Here is a 22,172-nt window from a genome sequence, read left to right as displayed (position 1 = left end):
TGTCAGCTTTGAGTTTCGTCAAGGTACTCTTCAAATGTTTCATAGTTCTTATGTTGCCCTTTTGACCGCTTTACGTTTGCCAATACTGTTCTATCAATACGCTCTTGGATGTCGGCAGCAAGTTCATCAAATCTAGGCTCTGGCACATGATAAATTGTTCTAGTTTTACCAAGCTTGTACTTTTTCTTCAAGCCGGATTGGAAGATCGCGTAATTCATATTTTCCTTCCCGACTTCCCATTCCTTATATTCGTGGTACCTTGTAATTAAATAGCTAATGTAATTAGCTTTTACATTAGCTGCTCCAATGCAACCTTCAGGATATTTTGATTTTTTTACATCTTTTTTTATGTTAAGTGTCACTTTATTATTGTCACCAACTACTGCATTCCCGACCTTCGCATTAAAATTAATGATTTTACCCATTTCTTTATCCTTTTTATAAAACTTATTTAATAATCCTTGTTTTTTAGCTTCAACTGTAGCCAAGCTTATATCACCTTTAGTAATTTTTGAATGGCAAGTAGGGCACAACATTAGTATATTACCAATAGTATTATTCTCAGGATTTTCGTCAATATGGTGAAATTGAAAGTGATCAACATCATTACTATTACAAAATGGGCATATAGATTCAACCTCTTGTTGAAGAAGCATCTTCATTTTTTGTGATATTGTTTTTCTTCTCATATCCTTATTCCTGCAAGCGGCGATAAGCACAACTGCCAAATCTCCATTATTTATATTTCTAACTCTTTCCGCACCAAAGACACAACTTCCTATCCATTTTGCATTCCTCTATCTTCAAAACACCGATTCGATTCTGCAACGGCGGCTCACATGTCCCCTTCAGAGGGCATTGATTGCACAGTCTCCTTCTACTCTCCGCATCCACAAATTTCAATCGCAAAATCAACATGTTAAAATAATTAACACTCTCCTCGACATGTTAAAAAAATTAACATTCCACTCCTGTCCTCCCAACCACCCGTCATCACACAAAAAAAGGCCCCCAAACCGCCTCCGGGAGCCCCTTTTGTATCATTTCGTCCCGCACCCTCTCGCGCAAGCCTCGAACTCCAAACGGCACCTGTCCACGAAATGCACGAAAAACACGAACGAAAACGAGCAGCCAGTCTGAACGCGAAATTGAATCGTTCACCCGAAAGGCAAGAGGCTATTACCCATAATCAACCAGCTTTGTTCGTGCCGTTCGTGTTTTTCGTGGACCATCGCGGTTTTAAGGCCGAAACACGAACTTGTCATCATCAGGTCTCTATGCTAACGTAAAATCATCGAAAACAAGGAGGGTGATCATGCCACGTTCCGCAACCGATCTGCTTGATCTTTCCGGACTCCCTGCTCCCCAGCGCCGCGAGGTGCGGGATTTTGTCCAGTTTCTGCTTACCCGGCAGGCCGGCGCCAAAAAATCCGCGGCATCCTATCGTTTCAGCGATCTGTGCGGCACCGTGACCTGGAAGGGTGATGCGGTAGCTGCTCAACGGAGTTTGCGGGATGAGTGGTAAACTGCGCTATGTGCTCGACACCAATGCCGTTGTATCGCTTTTGAATGGCAACCGGGAGTTGGCTGTCCGGCTTGAGGCAGCGGCTTATGTCGGCATCTCGGTTGTTACCTACCTCGAATTCCTCGCCTTTGATGGCTTGACGCTCAATGACCGAAAAAGTTTCAAACGCTTTTGTTCGAGAATCGAGATCGTCTCGCTTGTCCATAATGACGAACTTGCAGATAGTGCCCTGACATTGCGTACGCAGCATCGGCTGAAGCTTCCTGATGCAATTATCGGCGCTACCGCACTGTGCCGCAAAGCCGTTATCATCACAAACGATTCTCATTTCTCCGGCATTCCATCCCTTACGGTTCAAAGCTGTTGATCCCCCAAACAAAAAACGCCCCGCCGGTATCCCGGCAGGGCGTCGCTGTACGTAGGGCAAGGGGCGGTTACTCCCCCAGGTAGGCCTTCCTCACCTCGGGGTTGCGGGCCAACTCCCCGGCGTCGCCGGACAGGACCACTTCGCCGGTTTCCAGCACATAGGCGCGGTTGGCGATGGAGAGGGCCATGGAGGCGTTCTGCTCCACCAGCATGATGGTGGTGCCCTGCTTGTTGATCTCCACCACGATCTCGAAGATCTTCTCCACCAGCATGGGGGCCAGCCCCATGGAGGGCTCGTCCAAGAGCAGCAGGCGCGGGTTGGACATAAGCGCCCGCCCCATGGCCAGCATCTGCTGCTCGCCGCCCGAGAGGGTGCGGGCCGGTTGCTTGCGGCGCTCGGCCAGGCGGGGGAACAGGGCGAAGGCGCGCTCGATCCCCTGGGCCACCTCGTGCTTGCCGGAGAGGATGAAGCCGCCCATCTCCAGGTTTTCCTGCACGCTCATGCGGGCAAAGACGCGGCGCCCCTCCGGGACCTGGCAGATCCCCTTGCGCACGATCAGGTGGGGGGCCATGCGGGTGATCTCCGTCCCTTCGAAGGCGATGACGCCGCCCATGGAGGGGACGATGCCGGAGATGGTGTTCAAGATGGTGGTCTTGCCGGCGCCGTTGGCACCGATGAGGGCCACGATCTCCCCCTGTTCCACGCGGCAGGAGACGCCGTGCAGGGCACGGATGGCGCCGTAGTTGACGGAAAGGTTCTCGACCGACAGCATCAGTGGGTGGCTCCTTTCCCCAGGTAGGCCTCGATGACGGCCGGGTTGGCCCGGACCTCCTCGGGACGGCCGTCGGCGATCTTGACGCCGTAGTCCAGCACCGCGATGCGGTCCGAGAGCCCCATGACGAACTTCATGTCGTGCTCCACGAGAAAGACGGTCACCCCGGAGGCGCGGATCTTGCGCACCATCTCCAGCAGGGTCTGTTTTTCCTGGGGGTTCATGCCGGCAGCCGGCTCGTCCAGCAGGATCAGGGCCGGTTCGATGGCCAGGGCCCGGGCGATCTCCAGGCGGCGCTGCTCGCCGTAGGGGAGGTTGCACGCCTGTTCGTAGGCCTTGTGGGCCAGGTCCACCTGGGACAGGCAGCGGATGGCCAGCTCCAGGAGCCGTCCCTCTTCCCGGCGCACCGGGGGGAGGAGCTTGAGCAGCGCGCCGGTCAGGTCCCACCGCCCACGGGTGTGGGCGCCGATGAGGACGTTTTCGAGCACGGTCAGTTCGTTGAAGAGGCGGATGTTCTGAAAGGTGCGGCCGATGCCGCCCCCGGCGATGACGTGGGGCTGGAGTCCGGCGATGCTTTTGCCCTTGAAGCTGATGCCCCCCTCCGTGGGGGGATAGATGCCGGTGATGAGGTTGAAGATGGTGCTTTTGCCGGCGCCGTTGGGGCCGATGAGCGCCATGATCTCCCCTTCCTCCACATCCAGGTTGACTCCGTTCACCGCCACCAGGCCCCCGAAGCGGATGGTGGCGTTATCGAGCTTGAGCAGCGCCATCAGTGTTTCCCCTCCTCGTTGCGCAGCGCGCCGTGGGGCTTCACCCCCAGCTTGCGCAGCACTAGGTCGGTGACGTTGACGCCCCCCAGGAGGCCGTTGGGGCGGAAGACCATCAAAAAGACCATCAGGGCGCCGTAGACCAGCATGCGGTACTGGGACATGAAGCGCAGGACCTCGGGCGCCGTGGAGAGGATCGAGGCGCCGATGACCGCGCCGGGGATGCTTCCCAGGCCGCCCAGGACGATCATGCTGAGCATGTCCACGGACTTGAGGAAGCCGAAGTCCGACGGGTTGATGTACCCCAGGAAGTGGGCGTAGAGGCAGCCGCCGACCCCGGCCATGAAGGTGCTGACCGCAAAGGCCTGGACCTTGTAGCGGGCGATGTTGATACCCATGGATTCCGCGGCGATCTCGTCGTCCCGGATCGCCTTGAGGGCCCGGCCGAAGCGGGAGTTCTGGATGAAGGTGGAGGCGACGATCATGATGATGGCGACGATGAGGACGATCACCGGCATGGGCAGCGCCGTCTGCGGCGTGGGGACGGTGAGGCCCAGGGCCTTGTTGGTGATCTCCAGGTTGAGGAAGACCACCTTGACGATCTCGGCGAAGCCCAGGGTGCAGATGGCCAGGTAGTCGCCGGTGAGCCGCAGGATCGGCCAGCCGATCAGGGCGCCCACGGCGGCGGTGAAGAGGCCGCTCAGGATCAGGTTGAGGTAGAAGGGGGTGCCGGTCTTGAGGGTCAACAGCGCGCCCGTGAAGGCGCCGACGCTCATGAAGGCGGCATGGCCGAGGGAGAGCTGGCCGGTCAGGCCGGTGATGACGTTGAGCCCGAGCGCCAGGGTGATGCCGATGCCGATGTTGACCAGGATCTGCAGGAAATAGGGGTCGATGGAGTTGACAAAGCCATGCAGCATAGTCAGACCTTCTTCAGGATCTTGCGGCCCAACAGGCCGGTGGGCCGGACCAGCAATACCAGTACGAGGATGGCGAAAGCGATGGCGTCGCGGTAGGAGGAGTAGCCGATGGCGACCCCGAAGACCTCGGTCACGCCCAGGAGCAGCCCCCCCAGCATGGCGCCCGGGATGGAGCCGATGCCCCCCAGGACGGCGGCGGCGAAGGCCTTCAGGCCGGCCATCAGTCCCATGTTGAAGGATACGGCGTTGAACAGCATCCCAACCAGGACGCCGCCGGCAGCGGCCAGGGCCGAGCCGAGGGCAAAGGTGAAGGAAATGACGAAGTTGACGTTGACCCCCATGAGGGCCGCGGTGTTGTAGTCTTCGGAGGTGGCCCGCATGGCCTTGCCGATCTTGGTCTTCTGGACGATGAACTCCAGGCCGAGCATCAGCACCGCCGAAACGCCGATGATGAGGAGCTGCAGGGTCGAGATGTCCGCGTCGCCGATGCTGATCTGGTGCGAGGGAAACGCCTGGTCCGGGAACCCCTTGGCGTTGGCGCCGAAGACCATCAGGGCCAGGGAGGAGAGGAAGGTGGAGACGCCGATGGCGGAGATGAGGGCCGAGAGCCGGGACGATTTGCGCAGGGGGCGGTAGGCGATGAATTCGATCACGACCCCCATGACCATGCAGAAGATCATGGAGCAGGCCATGGCCAGGAAGATGTTGAGCTTGAACACGCCCACCATGAGGAGGCCGACGAAGGCCCCGGCCATGAAGATCTCGCCGTGGGCGAAGTTGATCAGGGCGATGATGCCGTACACCATGGTGTAGCCCAGGGCGATCAGGGCGTAGGTGGAGCCCAGGGCGATGCCGTTGATGAGCTGTTGCAGGAACATGCCGGATATCCCGTGATTATGCGTAAAAGTGTATGAAAAAAGGTGCCTTTTATGAAGAAAAAAGCACTGTTTTTTATCACGGTAAACAGTATGCCTGCAAGCGAATTGTGCGAAGGATGACATTTTGTTTGATTTCAGGAAAAAAATCTGTGGTATACAGACGAACACCCGGCGCGGCGGAATCACCCACTCTCCAGCGGAAACGGACGGTATGCACACAAACGGACATCAGACGATGCGCGGCTACTGCGCCCTGGCTGCGGCGGCCTCCATCTGGGGCGGCATGTACGTGGTCAGCAAGTACACCCTCGATTTCATCCCCCCCTTCACCCTGCTCTGGCTGCGGTACGTCACCGCCTTTGCCACGCTCTACCCGCTGGCGGCGCGCCAGCAGACCGCCCCCCTGACCCGCAGCGACCACCGCGCCTTCATCGCCATCGGCTTTGTGGGCTACTTCGTGTCGGTGGGGCTCCAGTTCATCGGGACGCGCCTCTCCTCGGCCCACAACGGGGCGATCCTCACCTCCGCCAGCCCAGCCTTCATCCTGCTCTTTGCCTGGCTCATGCTGGGGGAGCGCCTGACCCCCCGCAAGCTCTCCTCGGTGCTTTTGGCGAGCATCGGGGTCATCATCGTCGTGGGGTGGGACGCCAGCGCCACCGGCGGCCGGGTGCTGGCCGGCAATCTGGCCCTGATCGGCGCCGCCGTCACCTGGGCGCTCCTGTCGGTCCTGGCCCGGAAGTTCTCGGCCAGCCTCTCCCCCTGGTCATCACCACCGGGGCCATCTTCTGGGCCACCCTGATGACGACCCCGGCCATGGTCATCGAATGGCGTTTCCTGCCGGTGAGCGGGCTGGCCAATCCGGTCCTCTGGGGGGCGATCCTCTACCTGGGGGTCGTTTCCACCGCAGGGGCCTTCTATCTCTGGAACAAGGGGATGAGCCTGGTGGAGGCGGGCACCGGGTCGGTCTTCTTCTTTCTCCAGCCGGTGGTGGGGGCGCTGCTGGGGTGGCTGGTGCTGGGGGAGCACCTGTCCCTGTCGTTCTTTGCCGGGGGCGGGGTGATTCTGCTGGCGGTGCTGATCGTCTCCTGGCGCCGGGCCTGACGCCCTTCGGCCACGCATCACGCAACGGGGGGGAAGCGGCGCGCCGTTTCCCCCCCGTTGCAAGCCATGGTCAGCAAGCTTATACCTGCACCACTTCCTTGATGCCGGGCACCTGCTCCTTCACGGCCCGCTCGATACCCATCTTGAGGGTCATGGTGGACATGGGGCAGCTACCGCAGGCGCCTTTCAGGCGAACCTTGACGACGCCGTCGTCGGTCACCTCCACCAGTTCCACATCGCCGCCGTCGGCCTGCAGGCCGGGCCGCACCATTTCAAGTACCTTTTCGACTTCTGCTTTCATCGCTGTTCTCCTTTTTGCTATGGGTAATGACACAAAGTCGTGAAAACCGAATCACCAGGGGCGGCGGGAGGGGATATGCCGGACCGGCCTCTCGCCCCATCGCCACCCTGCAAAACTTTTTTCAGCCCTGTGTTTCTTCGTTCCGTCCCTCTCAGCGCAGCGGCAGCCCCGGTTCGGTCAGGTGTTCCGGCTTCATGACCGCTTCCAGCTCCGCCTCCGGCATCAGGCCGCGTTCCAGCACGATCTGCCGGATGGACGTGCCGGTCGCCACCGATTCCTTGGCCACCTCCGCCGCCGCGTTGTAGCCGATGTAGGGCGCCAGCACCGTCACCAGCCCCAGCGACTCCTCCAGATAGCGGCGGCAGCGTTCCTCGTTGGCCTGTATCCCCAGTATGCACGATTCGGTGAATTTGCGCACGCCGTTTGTGAGCAGTTCCATGGCGAACAGCACATTGTAGGCGATGAGCGGCATCATCACGTTCAGCTCCAGTTGCCCGGCCTGGGCCGCCAGCATGACCGCCTGGTCGCAGCCGATCACCTGGAAGCAGACCATGTTGATCATCTCGGCCATGGAGGGGTTGATCTTCCCCGGCATGATCGAGGAGCCGGGCTGGACCGCCGGCAGGCGGATTTCGTCCAGCCCCGTGCGCGGCCCGGAGGCGAGCAGGCGCAGGTCGTTGGCGATGCGGCCGATGGCGACCGCCGCCCCCCGCAGGGCCGCGGAGAGGGCCAGGAAGGGCTCCATGTTCTGCATGGCCTCGAACAGGTTGCCGCTGGCGGTGACCGGGAAACCGGTTGCAGCGGCCAACTCCGCCACCATGCGTTTGCGGTAGTCCGGTTCGGCGTTCAGGCCGGTGCCCACGGCGGTGCCGCCGATGCCCAGTTCCAGGAGCGCCGGCAGGCATCCCTCCACCCCTTCGCGGCTCCGGCGTACGGCCGCTGCATAGGCGCCGAACTCCTGCCCCAGGCGGATCGGCACCGCATCCTGCAGGTGGGTGCGCCCCGATTTGAGGATCGGGTCGAACTCCCGGGCCTTGTCGGCCAGGGCCTGTTCCAGCCCCTCCAGAACCTCCAGCAGCGGATCGAGCATCCTGAGCGCCGCCAGGCGGATGGCGGTGGGGATCACGTCGTTGGTGGACTGGGCCATGTTGACGTGGTCGTTGGGGTGCAGGGTGGAAAAATCGCCGCGCTGCCGCCCCAGGATTTCCAGGGCCCGGTTGGCCAGGACCTCGTTGATGTTCATGTTGTGGGAGGTGCCGGCGCCCGCCTGGAAGGGATCGACCACGAACTGTTCGTCGAATCTGCCCGCCAGCGCCTCGTCGGCCGCCGCCACGATGGCGTTGCCGATGGGGGCGGGGAGCCTGCCGCCGGCCATGTTGACCCGGGCCGCCGCCCGCTTGATGGCCACCGTGGCCCACACAAAGGCGGGATGGGGCCGAAGGCCCGAGATGGGGAAGTTGCGCACCGCCCGCGCCGTCTGGGCGCCATAATACGCCTCGGCCGGGACTTCCATCTCGCCGAGGGTATCCTTTTCTCTGCGCGTGGTCATACGTGCACCCCCTTTCGCGATCTCACCATCTGTTGTTCATTGTACCACGACGGTGACGGCTGCGGCGGCAAACTTCCCTGAAGCCGCCGTGGCCGGGCCCGGAAAACGGCTCAGGAAACGACGATCCGGGCAAACCTGCGCTTGCCGATCTGGACGATGTACTCGCCGGGGGCGGCCAGTTCCAGGTTGGTATCGCTGACCTTTTCGTTGTTCAGCCTGACCCCCCCCTGGTCGATGGAGCGCCGCCCCTCGCCGTTGGACTTGGTCAGCCCGGCCTCGGTCATGGCCCTGGCCAGGAGCACCGGGCCGTCGGCCAGGGAGAAGCCGACCTGGGGCATCTCGTCCGGGATCTCGTTCTCCTTGAAGCGCTTGACGAATTGCTCCTCCGCCGCCTCGCCGGCCCCGGCGCCGTGGAAGCGGGAGACGATCTCGCGCCCCAGCGCCTTCTTGGCCGCCATGGGGTGGAGGGAGTGGTCCTTCAGGCCGGCCTTCAGTTGTTCCAGTTCGGTCAGGGACATGTCGGAGAGCAGCTCGTAGTAGCGCAGCATCAGGTCGTCGGAGATGGACATGACCTTGCCGAAGATCTCGTCGGGGGGCTCGCTGATGCCGATGTAGTTGCCCAGGGACTTGGACATCTTGTTGACCCCGTCCAGTCCCTCCAGGAGCGGCATGGTGAGGATGCACTGGGACGGCTGGCCCCACTCCCGCTGAAGTTCGCGCCCCATGAGCAGGTTGAACTTCTGGTCGGTGCCCCCCAACTCCACATCCGCCTGGAGCGCCACCGAATCGTACCCCTGGATCAGGGGGTAGAGAAACTCGTGGATGCTGATCGGCTGCTGGCTGGTGAAGCGCTTGTGGAAGTCGTCCCGCTCCAGCATGCGGGCCACGGTATACTTGGAGGCCAGGCCGATCATGCCGCCGGCGTCCAGCTTGTTGAGCCATTCGGAGTTGAAGACCACCTTGGTTTTGGCCGGGTCGAGGATCTTGAAGACCTGCTCCTTGTAGGTTTCGGCGTTCCTGAGCACGTCCTCGCGGGTCAGGACCTTGCGGGTCACGGATTTGCCGGTGGGGTCGCCGATCATGCCGGTGAAGTCGCCGATGAGGAAGTTGACCTCATGCCCCAGTTGCTGGAACTGGCGCAGTTTCTGGATCAGCACGGTATGGCCCAGGTGGAGGTCCGGGGCGGTGGGGTCGAAGCCGGCCTTGATCTTCAGGGGCACGCCGCTTTTGAGGGACTTCTCCAACTTGTCTTCCAGTTCCTTTTCGACCAGAATCTCCACGGCGCCGCGCTTGATGACGGCCATCTGCTCTGCTACGGACATATTTCTAACTCCTGGGAAAGATTAAATTCTGGAATCTCAAAATCTGCCACAGAGACACTGAGACACGGAGAAACACTGAGAAAGCCGAAACTTAAAACAGGGATTTTTGGGTAAGGGCCCTGAGTTAATACTCTCTCTGGTTTTCTCTGCGCCTCCGTGGCAGACATCACTATCTCAATACAACTCGGGCCGGCGGTCGTTGAAGCAGGGTATCCGGGCCCGCCAGTCGGCCATGGCCTGCAGGTCCAGGGAGGCAACGATTTCGCCCTCCCCGTCGCCCGCCTCGGCCAGCACCTCCCCCTGGGGATCGACGATCATGCTCATGCCGAAGAGGTTCAGTTTGCCGCTGGGGCCGCAGGCGTTGCAGGCCACCACGAAGAGCTGGTTCTCGATGGCCCGGGCGCGGACGAGGGTGCGCCAGTGCTCCTCCCGCGGTCGGGGCCACTGGGCCGGGATGCAGATCACCCGGGCGCCCTCCACGGCCAGCCGGCGGGAGAGTTCGGGGAAGCGCAGGTCGTAGCAGACGATCACGCCCACCGGGCCCAGGGAGGTCTCGGCCAGCAGCCAGCGATCGCCGCCGGAAAAGGCCCGGTCCTCCCCCAGCAGGGAGAAGAGGTGGATCTTGCGGTAGACCCCCGCCAGGGTGCCGTTGTCCACCAGGAACACGGTGTTGAATACCTTGTCCCCGCCCGGTTCGGGCATGCTGCCGACGATCACCAGGTTCAGCTCCCGCGACAGGGCGAGAAGTTCGTCCACGATCCCGGCGGTGCGCTGGGCCAGTTCGTTGAGGTTCTTGTAGGCGAAGCCCGTGGACCACATCTCCGGCAGCACAGCCAGGTTGGCGCCTTGGGCGGCGCCGCGCCGCAGGGCCTCCCGGACCTGGGCCAGGTTGGCGTCCACTGCACCCTGTGTGACGTGGAACTGAATGGCGGCTGCCCGTATGGAGTCCATGTTCACCTCACCGCGTCAACTGGGAATTCAGATAGGCCTGGATGATATCCGTGTAGATCTCCCGGGGTTTGCTGGTGCCATCGCTGGGGGCGACCATCCCTTCCCGCTCCATCATCTCGATGATGCGCGCGGCCCGGTTGTAGCCGATGCGCAGCCGGCGCTGGACCATGGAGATGCTGGCCTGCTTGGTTTCGGCCACCAGGCGCAGGGCGTCCTCCCAGCGTTCGTCCAGTTCCTCGTCCTCCCCGTCGCCCCCCTTTTCGTCCGTATCCTTCATCTCCAGGATCGATTTTTCGTAGACCGGCTTGCCCTGTTTCTTGAGGAAGTCCACCACCCGCTGGACCTCGGCGTCGGAGACGAAGGCGCCGTGGATGCGTTGCAGCTTGGAGGTGCCGGGGGGCATGTAGAGCATGTCGCCGGCCCCCAAGAGGCTCTCGGCCCCGTTGCAGTCCAAGATGGTGCGCGAATCGACCTTGGACGACACCTGGAAGGAGATGCGCGACGGCAGGTTGGCCTTGATCAGGCCGGTGATGACGTCCACCGACGGGCGCTGGGTCGCCAGGATCAGGTGAATGCCCGAGGCGCGGGCCTTCTGTGCCAGGCGGGCGATGTGTTCCTCCACCTCGCGGCCGGCCACCATCATCAGGTCGGCCAACTCGTCCACGATGACCACGATGTAGGGGAGGTGGCTGTGCTCCAACTCCTCCTCGGCGTCCACGGCAAAGGGGAGCGGATCGACCACCGCCTCCCCCTCTTCGACGATCTCCTCCAACTCCTCGATGATCTCGGCCTCGGGGATGGCGCCCAATTCTTCCAACTCCTGGGCCTCGCCGGCCAGTTTCTTGTTGTAGGACTCGATGTTGCGCACGCCCTTGTTGGCCATCAGCTTGTAGCGGCGCTCCATCTCGTTGACCGCCCACTTCAGGGCCAGGGAGGCCTTCTTGGGCTCGGTCACCACCGGCAGCAGCAGGTGGGGAATCCCCTCGTACATGGAGAATTCCAGCATCTTGGGATCGACCATGATCATGCGCACGTCGTGGGGCGTGGCGGTGTAGAGCAGGGAGAGGATCATGGTGTTGATGGAGACCGACTTGCCCGACCCGGTGGAGCCGGCCACCAGGAGGTGCGGAGCCTTGCCCAGGTCGGTGACCACCGGGAGGCCGGCGATGTCCTTGCCCAGGGCCAGGGGGAGCTTCATCTTGTTGTGGTGGAACTCCTCGCAGTTGAAGATCTCCCGCAGGAAGACCATGTCCCGGTCGCGGTTGGGGACCTCGATCCCCACCACCCCCTTGCCCGGAATGGGGGCCACGATACGGATCGACATGGCCTGCAGCGCCATGGTAAGGTCATCGGCCAGTCCGGCGATCCGGCTGATCTTGATGCCGGGGGCCGGGGAAAATTCGTACATGGTGATGACCGGGCCGGGGCAGATCTCCACCACCTCGCCGTCGATGCCGTAGTCCTTGAGCTTTTTTTCCAGAAGCCGGGCGTTCATGGTCAGGGCGTCCCGGTCCAGCTTTTTCTCGGTGGGCGGCGGGTTGTCCAGCAGGGAGAAGGGAGGGGTGAGGAAATCGCCGTCGCTCTTGATGAACTCGAAGGATTCCTGGACCGAGGCGCTCTTTTCGGCTTCCTTTTTCCTGGCCTTCTCCTTTTTGAAAACATTGGCCGGGGCCGGCGGCGGTGTGGCCGGCTTGATGACCGGCCCGGCCGCTGCCGCGGCAACCGGCATCCCCTCCTGCTTGGCCTTTTCCCGCTGGCGTTCCTTGAGTCCGTGGGCGCGGCGTTCCTGCCAGGCGAGCCATTTATGCCTGAGGGTTTCCAGCCACCAGCCGGCGAAGAGGACGAAGGAGAAGCGCGACAGGATCATGACCGAGGCCGCCAAAAGCGGCAGCAGCACGAGCATGGAGCCGGTGACGCCGACCGTTCCCCGGAGCAGGCGGGCGGCGACCACTCCCACGGCGCCGCCGGTGGGGACCTGCTGCCCCAGGAACATGGTCCTGTCCCGGAAGAAGGCGAACAGGACGGCCAGGGTGAACATCAGCCCGAAAAACGCCAAGAGCTTGTAGGAGCGCAGACGGATCTCCTTGAAGCGGAACAGGGTGTAGGACATGTAGAGGAGGGCCAGGGGGACCAGGTAGGAGGCCAGGCCGAAGCAGATGAAGAACAGGTCGGCCACCTGGGCGCCCAGGCGTCCCCCCAGGTTGTGGACGGCCCCCTCGTTGGAGTAGCTGTTGAAGGAGACATCGGTGGCGTTGAAGGTCGTAAACGCCAGCAGGATGAAGACGCCAACCGTGGCGAGCGCCATCCCCTGCAATTCTTTGGTGAGTTTTTCTTTCTTTTGCTCTGCCATGGGGTCTATAGGCTCAAATCCGCAATCCGGGGAGTGATGAAATCGGGTCATATTACCCGTAATCCGGGGGGAGAGGCAAAGGAAAAAACGAGCCTCTTGCAAAACTGTTGCGGGGCCGATCTGCTGTGGTGCCGCTCGCCCGGAAACTCAACGTACCGACAGTACGCCTCGTTCCCTCCCTCGTTTGCGCCGTGCATATCGGTCTCCTTCATGGCGTTTTGCATAAGGCTCGCTTGGCCGGACCCGCAAAAGGGATTTATTTGATCTTTGTCATATAAGATTTCGGGAGAATGGGGCATGATGGCAACCATGGAAACGCTTACGAAGCATCAAAAAAAGGATATCAGGCTGATCGGCACGTTCGTCGAGGTCTACTGCGCAGGCCGACATGGGACCGGCGAAAGTTCGTTGTTTTCCCTTCCGGCGGGGCTGGGCGAGCGTCGTCTGTGCGCCGAATGCGCCGCATTCATGGCCTATGCCGTGGCCCGGCGGGTAAAATGCCCTCTGGAGGCGGAGAAGCCGACCTGCAAACGGTGCCGGATCCATTGCTACAGCGAGGCGAACCGGGCGAAGGTGAAGGAGGTCATGGCGTACTCCGGAAAGAGGCTGATGCTGCGGGGGCGGCTGGATTACATCTGGCACTATTTTTTCTGAAAATCGTAAGATTCAAAACCTGCCACAGAGACACGGAGACACTGAGGAACACAGAGATAAAGGCTGAATCAAAAAGCAGAGGAAAACTTTTAAAAAAGGAGAAAAACATGCTGAGAAAGATCGTGAAGATAGACCAGGACAAATGCGACGGCTGCGGATTGTGCGTCCCCTCCTGCGCCGAAGGGGCCATAAGGATCGTTGACGGCAAGGCGCAGCTTTCGGCGGACAACCTGTGCGACGGCCTGGGGGCCTGTCTGGGCGAGTGCCCGCGTGACGCCATCACGGTGGAGGAGCGCGAGGCCGACGCCTTCGATGAGGCCGCCGTCGAGCAGCACCTGGCAAGCCAGGGGAAACCGGCGCCGCATCATCACGCCCCATCGGTACCTGCCGCGTCCACCCCGCACCATCACGGCGGCGGCTGCCCCGGTTCCCGCACCATGAGCTTTGCCCGTCCGCAGGAGGCGGCCGCTTCGGAACCGACCGGCAGCCGCCAGAGCCAGCTGGCCCAGTGGCCGGTGCAACTGCACCTCGTCTCCACCAGCGCCCCCTATTTCCAGGGTGCCGACCTGCTGATCACCGCCGACTGCGTGCCGGTGGCCTATGCCGGTTACCATGAGGATTTCCTCAAGGGGCGGGCCGTTGTCATGGGCTGCCCCAAGCTGGACGACAATCAGTTCTATCAGCAGAAGCTGACGGAGCTGTTCATCCGTTCCGACATCAAGAGCGTCACGGTGTTGAAGATGGAAGTGCCCTGCTGCGGCGGGATCGCCGTGGCTGCCCGGCAGGCCATCGCCGCCAGCGGCAAGCAGATACCCTACAACGAGGTTACCATCGGCATCCAGGGGCAGATCAAAAAATAGGATCCCGTTCCGGGGGTGTTCCGACAAGGCTTTTATTGCTGGCAGCCGATGCGAGTTTGCGTTAGTATACAAAATTTGCATTATTGGAATTAGGTAATAATACGACCTGGAGCACCCCCGTGAGGCAGTTGAGGCAGCGACCCGCGCTTACCACCACCCAGTTCAAAACACGCGTCAGGCTTGTCGTCGGGCTGCTGTTGCTGGTTGTCATCGGCATTTCGGCCTGGCACATGGTTTCCGAACGCCACGCCATCATCGGTGCTGCCGAAAAGCAGTCCGAGGGGTACGCCCGCGCCCTCGGCGAGCACGCCGGCAGCGCCTTTGCCGAGGCGGATCGCGCCCTGCAGGATATCGTCGGCGAGATCGAGCAGCGTGGCGGGGTGGACAGGGTCGATCGGCTGACCCTGTTCCGCATCATCAGGCGGCAGGGAAGCGACACCCCCCAGCTCGGGGCGCTCTTCATCGTCGACCGCAACGGAACGATGACGGTCAATTCCCTGGAATTCCCTTCCCGGCAGATCAACGTCGCCGACCGGGAGTATTATCTCTTCAACAGGGACGCCACCCACGCCGGCCTCTTCTTCAGCCGCCCCCTCGTGAGCCGGCTGAGCAACCGCTGGCGGTTCACCATGACCCGGCCGCTCGTTGCGGCGGACGGCAGCTTTTCGGGGTTGGTGGCGGCAGCCTTCGAGATCGACTATTTCCACCGCTTCTATACCTCGACGAGCCTCGGCCCGCGGGGCAAGGTGCTCCTGGTCCGGACCGACGGGGCGCCGCTGGTGAATGAGCCCTTTGCTCAAAACGCATATACGACCGACTTTCGGCAATCCGACCTCTTCCGGCGGTACCTCCCCCATGCCCCGGCCGGAACCTTCCGCGGCTATCAGAGCCCGCGGGATACGTCCCCGCGCATCATTTCATACCACAGAATCTCCCGCTTTCCCGTTGTGGCGGTGGTCTCCCTGCACCAGAACGACTTCCTGGACTCCTGGCGGCAGAAAGCCGTTTTGCAGACAACCGTCCTGGCCGGCCTCAGCCTCGCCATCCTCTTGCTGATGCACCTGCTGCTGAACCACCTGGACCGCCTGCAGGCGGCGCAGAAGTCCCTGCGGGAGGAGCAGGAGCAGGTCCGGCTCAAGGCGGCGCAGGTCGATGCCGCCAACGACGCCATCCTGTTGACGGATCGCGAGGGGCGCCTGCTGCACGTCAATACGACCCTGTGCCACATGACCGGCTATACCCAGGGCGAATTGCTGGGCAAGAATCTCCGCGACCTGCAGACGCCCGAATGCGTAGCCTCTGCGGCTGCCGGCGCCGCCACGGTCCTGGAACGGGGAGAAGCGGTCTTCGAGTCGGTTTACCGTGCCAAGGGGGGGACGGTCCTGCCGGTGGAAATCCATGCGCGGACCATGACGGACGCAGGGCGGAGCCTGGTCCTCAGCATCGTCAGGGATATCAGCGAGCGCAAACGCAACGACCTGCGCGAGCATGCCAGGCTGCGCATCCTGGAGGAGATGGCGACCGGTGTCGGCCTGGCGGAACTCCTCCTCCACATCGTCGGGTTTGTGGAACAGGAGTGCCGGGGGATACCCTGTTCCATACTCCTTTTGGACGAAGACGGCCAGCAGGTGCACCAGGGCGTCGCCCCGAGCCTCCCCGAATTCTACAACCGGGCGGTCGAGGGGCGGCGGGCCGGCCAGTGGCTGCTGCCCGGCGGGACGGATGGCCGGCGGTACCGGCGGATGATCGTGGAGGATGTGGGTGTGCATCCCTCGTGGCGGGATTTCCAGCCTGCCCGGGAGGCGGGTCTGCGCGCCTGCTGGGCCGAGCCGGTCCTTTCGTCGGAGGACGAACTGCTCGGTGCCGTCGCCCTCTACTGCCGTGAGCCCCGGACACCGGACCGGTTCGAGATCCAGATGATCGAGACCGCCGCACATCTCGCCAGCATTGCCATCGGACGCTTCAGGGTCGAGGAGCGGAGGAACCATCTCGAGGTGCAGTTGCGCCATGTGCAGAAGATCGAGGCCATCGGGCAATTGGCCGGCGGGATCGCCCATGATTTCAACAACCTCCTGACCCCCATACTGGTCTATGCCGAGATGATGCGGAACAAGCTGGCCAGTGACGATCCCCTGAGGAGCAAGGTCCAGGGGATCATCTCGGCGGCGTGCAAGGCGCGGGATCTGACCCAGCAGCTTCTCAGCTTCGGGCGCAAGCAGATGCTCACGATCCAGCCGGTGGACCTGAACGGGATTATCGGCACGTTCCAGGACATCCTGCGCCGCACCATCCGGGAGAGCATCGCCATCAAGATCCGCCTGGCACCGGGCACGGTCGCCATCCTGGCGGACCGTGGGCAGATAGAGCAGGTCCTGCTCAATCTGGCGGTCAATGCCCAGGACGCCATCACGGGGAACGGCACGATTACCGTGGAAACCGGCCATGTGGTGCTTGACAACGAGTATGCCCGCCTGCACCCCGGCATGCGGCCCGGCCCTTACGCCCTGCTGGCCTTCAGCGACAATGGCTGCGGCATGGATGACGAAACCCTGGTACACATCTTCGAGCCCTTCTTCACCACCAAGCAGGTGGGGCATGGAACCGGGCTCGGCCTGGCCACGGTCTACGGCATCATCAAGCAGCACGAGGGATACATCACCGTGCGAAGCGGCCGCGGGGAGGGGACGACCTTTTGCCTCTACCTCCCCCTCAGCCGCCATGAGCCGGCCATAACGGAACCGGAACCGGACGTTGCGGCGGCCGGCGGCGCGCCGGGGGGCGGGAACATCATGGTTGTGGAGGACAACGACATGGTCCGGGAGATGGCGGTGGAACTGCTGGAATCGGCGGGCTACCGCGTGCTCGTGGCGGGCCATCCCGCCGCGGCCCGGGAGCTTGCCCGGCGGAACGGCGCGGCCATCGACCTGCTGGTAACCGATGTGGTCATGCCGGAGATGAACGGCAAGGACCTGTACGGTTATCTGCACGAATCCCTGCCCGAGCTCAGGGTGCTGTATATCTCCGGCTACGCCAACGAGCCCTTCGTGCACGACGGGACGCTCGAGGAAGGGATCGATTTTCTCCAGAAGCCGTTCACGGCGGAGCGCTTTCTCGAACGGGTCAGGCAGGCACTGCGGTGACGGCGCCCTGTTGCGGCTTCCGCACCGATGAACCATCGTTTTTCATGGGGTGAGGTTGCGGTATCTATTGCCGCGCCACTTCACTGAAGATATTCGAGAGCATCGCCACCCATCGCGGGGCGGGTGTGGTATATTTGAACCGGCAGCCATATCCCGCCTTCCGGAGGCAAGGCCATGAACCCACGAATCGAGATCATACGGGAAGATATCACGCGCATGGCCGTGGACGCCATCGTCAACGCCGCCAACAACACCCTGCTGGGAGGCGGCGGGGTGGATGGCGCCATCCATCGGGCGGCGGGGCCGGAACTGGTGGCGGAATGCGCCGGCCTGGGGGGATGCGAGACCGGCGACGCCAAGATTACGGGAGGCTACCGGTTGGCTGCGCGCCACGTCATTCATACCGTTGGCCCGGTCTGGCACGGCGGCACCCGGGGAGAGCCGGAACTTCTGCGGAGCGCCTATCGGAGCTGTTTTGCGCTGGCCGCGAAGAACGGCCTGGCGAGCATCGCGTTTCCGGCCATCAGCTGCGGGGTGTACGGCTATCCCATGGGGGCTGCGGCCCTGATCGCGCTGGCCGCGGCACAAGAAGCCGCGGCATGTTATCCCGCGCTGGAGCGGGTCGTCTTCGTCGTGTATAACGACGAGGCGCTTCAGGTCTACCGGCAGGCGGCCGCTGCCCTGAAACGGGAGGCGGGGTGAGAGGGGAGGCTAGTGGGACGTTTCCTTGTTGTCTTCCGAGATGCTGGTCCGCCAGTTGAAGGCGTCCAACTGGGCGGTCAACAGGGTGGCGATGGGGATGTCGCAGGTTTCGGTCAGGTTGGTGACTTCGCCGAAATTGGTCTGCTCAAGGGTCTCCGCCAGGGCCAGGAGTGCCCCCAGCCTTCCCTCGCGGTGGATGAGCGCCGCGGCGATTTCGTCGTTCAGCTGCAACTCGCGCACCACCCCCTCCACGGAGGTTTCGAAGAGCACATCCACCAGTGACAGGATGCCGAGCATGAAGGCCGCCTCCACCTGCTCGTCGTCCCGTGGGAGGTTGTAACGCTCCATGACCAGATACTCCAGCAGACGTCCCCGAACGGCGGCCATCTCCAGCAGGGGGTTGTCGATCCCCCGGCTGTCGGCACTGGCAAAGATTGCCAGTTGAACCCAGCGCCGCAGCTTGCCGAGCCCGAGCAGCATAATGGCGTGCCGCAGGCTCTTGATCTTCTCCCGAAGCCCCATGTGCACCGAGTTGACCAGCTTCAGCAGGTTGTACGACAATTCCGGGTGGTCCCTGAACACCTCCTCGATCTTGCCGAAATCCGTTTCGCCCTTGAGGTGGCCAAGCAGCCGCAGCATCGCCATTTTGGATGGTTCGAGCCCTTTGCGCTTGAGTACCACCGGCCGTTCGAAGAAGTACCCCTGGAAGAGCTCAAAGCCCAGTTCGAGGCAGTCCTGGAACTGCTCCTGGGTTTCTATCCGCTCCGCCAGGAGCGCGAGGGGGAACTGGCGGAGCGCGGCGACGGTCTCCGCCAGGATGGCGGGATCGGTCTCCAGGAGGTCGATCTTCACGATGTCCACGAAGCGATACAGGTCGTGGTGCTCCGGGGAATAGACATGGTCGTCCAGGGCGATGCGGAAGTTCTTGGCCTTGAGTTCGACGCAGCGCTCCTTGACCGCGCCGGTCAGTTCCACCGACTCGAGCAGTTCCAGGATGGTCTGCCTGGGGGGGAGGACTTCGACCATATCCGAGAAGAGCACATCGTGGGTGACGTTGATGAAGCCGTCCTTGTCCCCCAGCACGTTGCGGAAGCCGAAGTTGGCCATGGCGCTGGAGATGACGCTCATGCTGGCCTGGTCCTGGCTTTCGTATTCGCTGTAATTTTTCTCGGTGGAACGGAAGAGGAGCTCGTATCCCACAATCTCCTGGCGGATGTCCAGGACCGGCTGGCGCCCCAGAAAGAATTTTGTCAGTGTCGGTGCGTTCATGGCTGGCTCTGCGTCTGAAGCGCAATGTATTGAATGGTTGCCGATTGTTCCGCCCGCACACGGACGAAAGGATGTTACACTCTATCATCCTGCGGTCAAGAATGCGAATGTAAAATTCAGCCCGGCAACGGCTGCCGGGCCACGGCGCCACGGGGACAGGGAGATAATGCCGGGGTTTGTGCAGTCCCGGTCCATTCGCCAAACGGCGGATCGTCGCCAAGCCCCCTCTGTGGCGCATATTTTGCCGGAGCGAAGGACCGTTCCCGGGAATATGTCCGCGGACCATGCGGGTCGCTTGCCGACGGTACCCCTGTTGTGTTACAACAGGGGCATGCTTCAGCTCATGAATATCTCCAAGGACTTTGCCGGCAACCCGCTCTTCACCGCCATCTCCTGGCACCTGAAGAAGGGGGAGCGGGTCGCCCTGGTCGGCGAGAACGGCGCCGGCAAATCCACCCTGATGAAGATCATCGCAGGACTCAGCGAGCCCACCTCGGGCGAGATCCAGCTTGCCCGGGGCGCCAAGGCGGCCTATCTGCCCCAGGACGGCATCGCCACCAGCGGGCGCACCCTGTTCCATGAAGCGCGGACGGCACTTTCCGAACTTTTGGCCATGGAGGAGGAGTTGCACCGCCTGGGACGGGAACTGGAGCGGCTCCCCCATGATTCCGCCGACCACCCCGCGGCCCTTCAGCGTTATGGGGATCTCCAGGAACAGTTCCGCCATCGGGGTGGCTACACCATGGAGGCCGAGATCGGGACAGTGCTGAAGGGGCTGGGGTTTTCCCAGGAGGACTGGCAGCGGGACTGCGGCGAGTTTTCCGGCGGCTGGCAGATGCGCATCGCGCTGGCCCGCCTGCTCTTGCAGAAACCGGACGTGCTGCTTTTGGACGAACCGACCAACCACCTGGACATCGAGGCGCGCAACTGGCTGGAGGAGTACCTCTGTTCCTACCCCGGCTCGGTGATCCTGGTGTCCCACGACCGGTTCTTCATGGACCGGGTCTGCAGCCGGATCAGCGAGGTCTGGAACCACACCATCACCGATTATCATTGCAGCTACTCCAATTACCTCGTCCAGCGGGAGGAACGGGTCACGGCCCTGCGGGAGGCCAAACGCCGTCAGGACGAGGAGATCGAGAAGTCCGAGGACTTTATCCGCCGCTTCCGCTATCAGGCCAACAAGGCCTCGCTGGTGCAGTCGCGCATCAAGCAGTTGGAGAGGGTCGAACGGATCGTGCTGCCGCCGGAGCGGAAAAGGATACGTTTTCACTTCCCCCCCGCCCCCAAAAGCGGCAAGACCGTCATGGAGCTGCGGGGACTCACCAAGGCCTACGGCGACCATGCGGTCCTCGACCGGGTGGACCTGGTCATCGAAAAGGGGGAGCGGATCGCGCTGGTGGGTCATAACGGCGCCGGCAAATCCACCCTCATGTCGGTCCTGGCCGGTGCCGAATTCCAGGGGGGCGAGCGGATCGAGGGACACAACCTTGTCATGGATTACTTCGCCCAGGACCAGGCCAGCGTTCTGGATGCCGCACGTAGCGCCTACGACGAACTCTATGCCGACGCCCCCTACGACATGGTCCCCCGGTTGCGTGACATCCTGGGGGCCTTTCTCTTTTCGGGGGACGACATCCACAAGAAGGTCGGCGTCCTCTCCGGCGGCGAGCGCAACCGCCTGGCCCTGGCCAAGATGCTGCTGCGCCCGTCCAACCTGCTGCTGATGGACGAACCCACCAACCATCTGGACCTGTTCAGCAAGGAGGTGCTGCTGGACGCCCTCCGCTCCTTCGACGGCACGGTGGTATTTGTCTCCCACGACCGCTATTTCGTCAACGGCCTGGCAACCCGCATCGTGGAGGTGGATGGCGGGGCGCTGGTCAACTATTTCGGCGATTACGAGTATTATCGGGAAAAGAAGGAGCGGTCCGATCCGATGCCCACCCCGGCATCCGGTGCCACCGGGGCGTCCCCTGCGGCGTCCCGGCCGGCCGCCCCTGCCGAAGCTGCACCGCTGCCGCTGCCGGAGGTATCCAAGGAAGAACGCAAGAGGGGTCGCGAGGAGGAAAAACAGCGCAAGCGGGAGGAACAGGGGCGCCAGAAACAGTTGGCCGCCGTGGAGTCGGAGATTGCCCGCGCCGAGGCCGAAATCGCCCGCCTGGAGGTGGAGATGAACGGCCCCGGCTTCTTCGACGACCCGCAGCGGGGCGCCGAGGCGGGCGAACGCCACGCCGCACTGAATATCCGGCTGGAGGAGTTGTACGGGGAATGGGAGGGGCTGTCGGGGTAAGGCGCCGGCCGGTACGGTCGCGGCTGGGCCCCTTTATTCTGCCTAAAACCGGTTGGGACCCCTCTTCGCGTCCTGGTGGACCATGGAAAGGGACTTCCGGCAGTTTCGTCCGGCGGAACCGTATTTGCCCCCAGGGACGTTTATTTAGTAAAACGCTTTTGCATTTTGATAATCCCTGTGGTATTTACTACAGATAAATTTTTTATGTTGTTGCATGGGGAAGCAGGACAGCAAAATTCAACGGTGTTTACCTGTCGTCACGGGTCGAAAGCAGGCCCGAAAAAGGTTCTCATCACATCCGGCCAGTTGCTCCAACCAGCCCGGCAGGGCTGGTTTTGCCCGCCCTTCTTCCTGGTGCCGTTCCCGCCGCATAAGCATCGCCAGCATAGTCATAGTGCCTATCGTGACCAGGATTCTTTTCGGTTTTAGGTATGAAACTTAACGACATGAGGAG

General features: G+C 62.1%; 18 protein-coding genes and 1 pseudogene. 8 read left to right on the top strand and 11 right to left on the bottom strand.

Annotated features, from left to right (window positions below; genetic code table 11):
* Positions 1-2: 2 nt before the first annotated feature.
* Positions 3-689 carry an HNH endonuclease signature motif containing protein gene (locus FO488_RS17750; protein WP_149211781.1) on the bottom strand — a complete coding sequence of 229 codons (687 nt, stop codon included), beginning with the start codon at positions 687-689 and terminating at the stop codon, positions 3-5.
* A gap of 626 nt (positions 690-1,315) precedes the next feature.
* Between FO488_RS17750 and FO488_RS17745 the strand changes: the two genes are divergently transcribed.
* Together FO488_RS17745 and FO488_RS17740 are read left to right on the top strand one after the other, a co-directional pair.
* Positions 1,316-1,525, top strand: a complete 210-nt coding sequence (locus FO488_RS17745; protein ID WP_149211780.1) for a DUF2281 domain-containing protein — start codon at positions 1,316-1,318, stop codon at positions 1,523-1,525.
* Complete coding sequence (locus FO488_RS17740; protein ID WP_149211779.1) at positions 1,515-1,892, top strand: type II toxin-antitoxin system VapC family toxin; 378 nt, start codon at positions 1,515-1,517, stop codon at positions 1,890-1,892. The genes FO488_RS17745 and FO488_RS17740 overlap by 11 nt, the downstream gene beginning before the upstream one ends.
* Before the next feature lie 67 nt (positions 1,893-1,959).
* Here FO488_RS17740 and FO488_RS17735 read toward each other — a convergent pair whose 3' ends face one another.
* From FO488_RS17735 to FO488_RS17720, 4 genes are read right to left on the bottom strand one after another with little or no spacing between them, the layout of a single operon-like run.
* Complete coding sequence (locus tag FO488_RS17735) at positions 1,960-2,664, bottom strand: ABC transporter ATP-binding protein (RefSeq protein ID WP_149211778.1); 705 nt, start codon at positions 2,662-2,664, stop codon at positions 1,960-1,962.
* Positions 2,664-3,434, bottom strand: coding sequence for an ABC transporter ATP-binding protein (locus FO488_RS17730; protein WP_149211777.1), 771 nt, complete (start codon positions 3,432-3,434; stop codon positions 2,664-2,666). Before FO488_RS17730 ends, FO488_RS17735 begins: the two co-directional genes overlap by 1 nt.
* On the bottom strand, positions 3,434-4,348 hold the full coding sequence (locus FO488_RS17725; RefSeq protein WP_149211776.1) for a branched-chain amino acid ABC transporter permease: 915 nt from the start codon (positions 4,346-4,348) through the stop codon (positions 3,434-3,436). The genes FO488_RS17730 and FO488_RS17725 overlap by 1 nt, the downstream gene beginning before the upstream one ends.
* Positions 4,349-4,350: 2 nt before the next feature.
* Positions 4,351-5,226, bottom strand: coding sequence for a branched-chain amino acid ABC transporter permease (locus FO488_RS17720; protein WP_149211775.1), 876 nt, complete (start codon positions 5,224-5,226; stop codon positions 4,351-4,353).
* 211 nt (positions 5,227-5,437) lie between these two features.
* On the opposite strand from FO488_RS17720, the pseudogene FO488_RS17715 reads away from it, so the two are divergent.
* Positions 5,438-6,327: pseudogene (locus tag FO488_RS17715) on the top strand (DMT family transporter).
* A gap of 79 nt (positions 6,328-6,406) precedes the next feature.
* Here the strand turns inward: FO488_RS17715 and FO488_RS17710 are convergent.
* The 5 genes from FO488_RS17710 to FO488_RS17690 form a co-directional block, all read right to left on the bottom strand.
* Positions 6,407-6,628: a NifU family protein gene (locus FO488_RS17710; protein WP_149211774.1), complete on the bottom strand. Its 222-nt coding sequence runs from the start codon at positions 6,626-6,628 to the stop codon at positions 6,407-6,409.
* A 151-nt stretch (positions 6,629-6,779) separates the two neighbouring features.
* On the bottom strand, positions 6,780-8,177 hold the full coding sequence (locus tag FO488_RS17705) for an aspartate ammonia-lyase (RefSeq protein ID WP_149211773.1): 1,398 nt from the start codon (positions 8,175-8,177) through the stop codon (positions 6,780-6,782).
* A gap of 110 nt (positions 8,178-8,287) precedes the next feature.
* Complete coding sequence (gene tyrS / locus FO488_RS17700; protein ID WP_149211772.1) at positions 8,288-9,499, bottom strand: tyrosine--tRNA ligase; 1,212 nt, start codon at positions 9,497-9,499, stop codon at positions 8,288-8,290.
* A gap of 174 nt (positions 9,500-9,673) precedes the next feature.
* Positions 9,674-10,450, bottom strand: a complete 777-nt coding sequence (locus tag FO488_RS17695; RefSeq protein WP_149211771.1) for a carbon-nitrogen family hydrolase — start codon at positions 10,448-10,450, stop codon at positions 9,674-9,676.
* A 7-nt stretch (positions 10,451-10,457) separates the two neighbouring features.
* Complete coding sequence (locus tag FO488_RS17690) at positions 10,458-12,800, bottom strand: DNA translocase FtsK (RefSeq protein ID WP_149211770.1); 2,343 nt, start codon at positions 12,798-12,800, stop codon at positions 10,458-10,460.
* Positions 12,801-13,097: 297 nt separating this feature from the next.
* Here FO488_RS17690 and FO488_RS17685 point away from each other — a divergent pair, with 297 nt between their 5' ends.
* The 4 genes from FO488_RS17685 (at position 13,098) to FO488_RS17670 (ending at position 18,156) form a co-directional block, all read left to right on the top strand.
* Complete coding sequence (locus FO488_RS17685; protein WP_240732041.1) at positions 13,098-13,454, top strand: nitrous oxide-stimulated promoter family protein; 357 nt, start codon at positions 13,098-13,100, stop codon at positions 13,452-13,454.
* 107 nt (positions 13,455-13,561) lie between these two features.
* Positions 13,562-14,314 (top strand): ATP-binding protein, encoded by a 753-nt coding sequence (locus FO488_RS17680; protein ID WP_149211769.1) that lies wholly within the window; start codon positions 13,562-13,564, stop codon positions 14,312-14,314.
* Between the two features lie 128 nt (positions 14,315-14,442).
* Positions 14,443-17,454 (top strand): ATP-binding protein, encoded by a 3,012-nt coding sequence (locus FO488_RS17675; protein ID WP_205743300.1) that lies wholly within the window; start codon positions 14,443-14,445, stop codon positions 17,452-17,454.
* 174 nt (positions 17,455-17,628) lie between these two features.
* Complete coding sequence (locus FO488_RS17670) at positions 17,629-18,156, top strand: O-acetyl-ADP-ribose deacetylase (protein ID WP_149211768.1); 528 nt, start codon at positions 17,629-17,631, stop codon at positions 18,154-18,156.
* 9 nt (positions 18,157-18,165) lie between these two features.
* Here FO488_RS17670 and FO488_RS17665 read toward each other — a convergent pair whose 3' ends face one another.
* Entirely contained in the window at positions 18,166-19,425 is a 1,260-nt protein-coding gene (locus FO488_RS17665) for an EAL and HDOD domain-containing protein (protein WP_149211767.1), read from the bottom strand.
* A 331-nt stretch (positions 19,426-19,756) separates the two neighbouring features.
* Between FO488_RS17665 and FO488_RS17660 the strand changes: the two genes are divergently transcribed.
* Positions 19,757-21,718 (top strand): ABC-F family ATP-binding cassette domain-containing protein, encoded by a 1,962-nt coding sequence (locus FO488_RS17660; protein ID WP_149211766.1) that lies wholly within the window; start codon positions 19,757-19,759, stop codon positions 21,716-21,718.
* The last annotated feature ends 454 nt before the right edge of the window (positions 21,719-22,172 follow it).

This window comes from Geobacter sp. FeAm09 (genome assembly GCF_008330225.1).
GTDB lineage: Bacteria > Desulfobacterota > Desulfuromonadia > Geobacterales > Pseudopelobacteraceae > Oryzomonas.
This window is presented reverse-complemented; position numbering and strand designations above follow the sequence as displayed.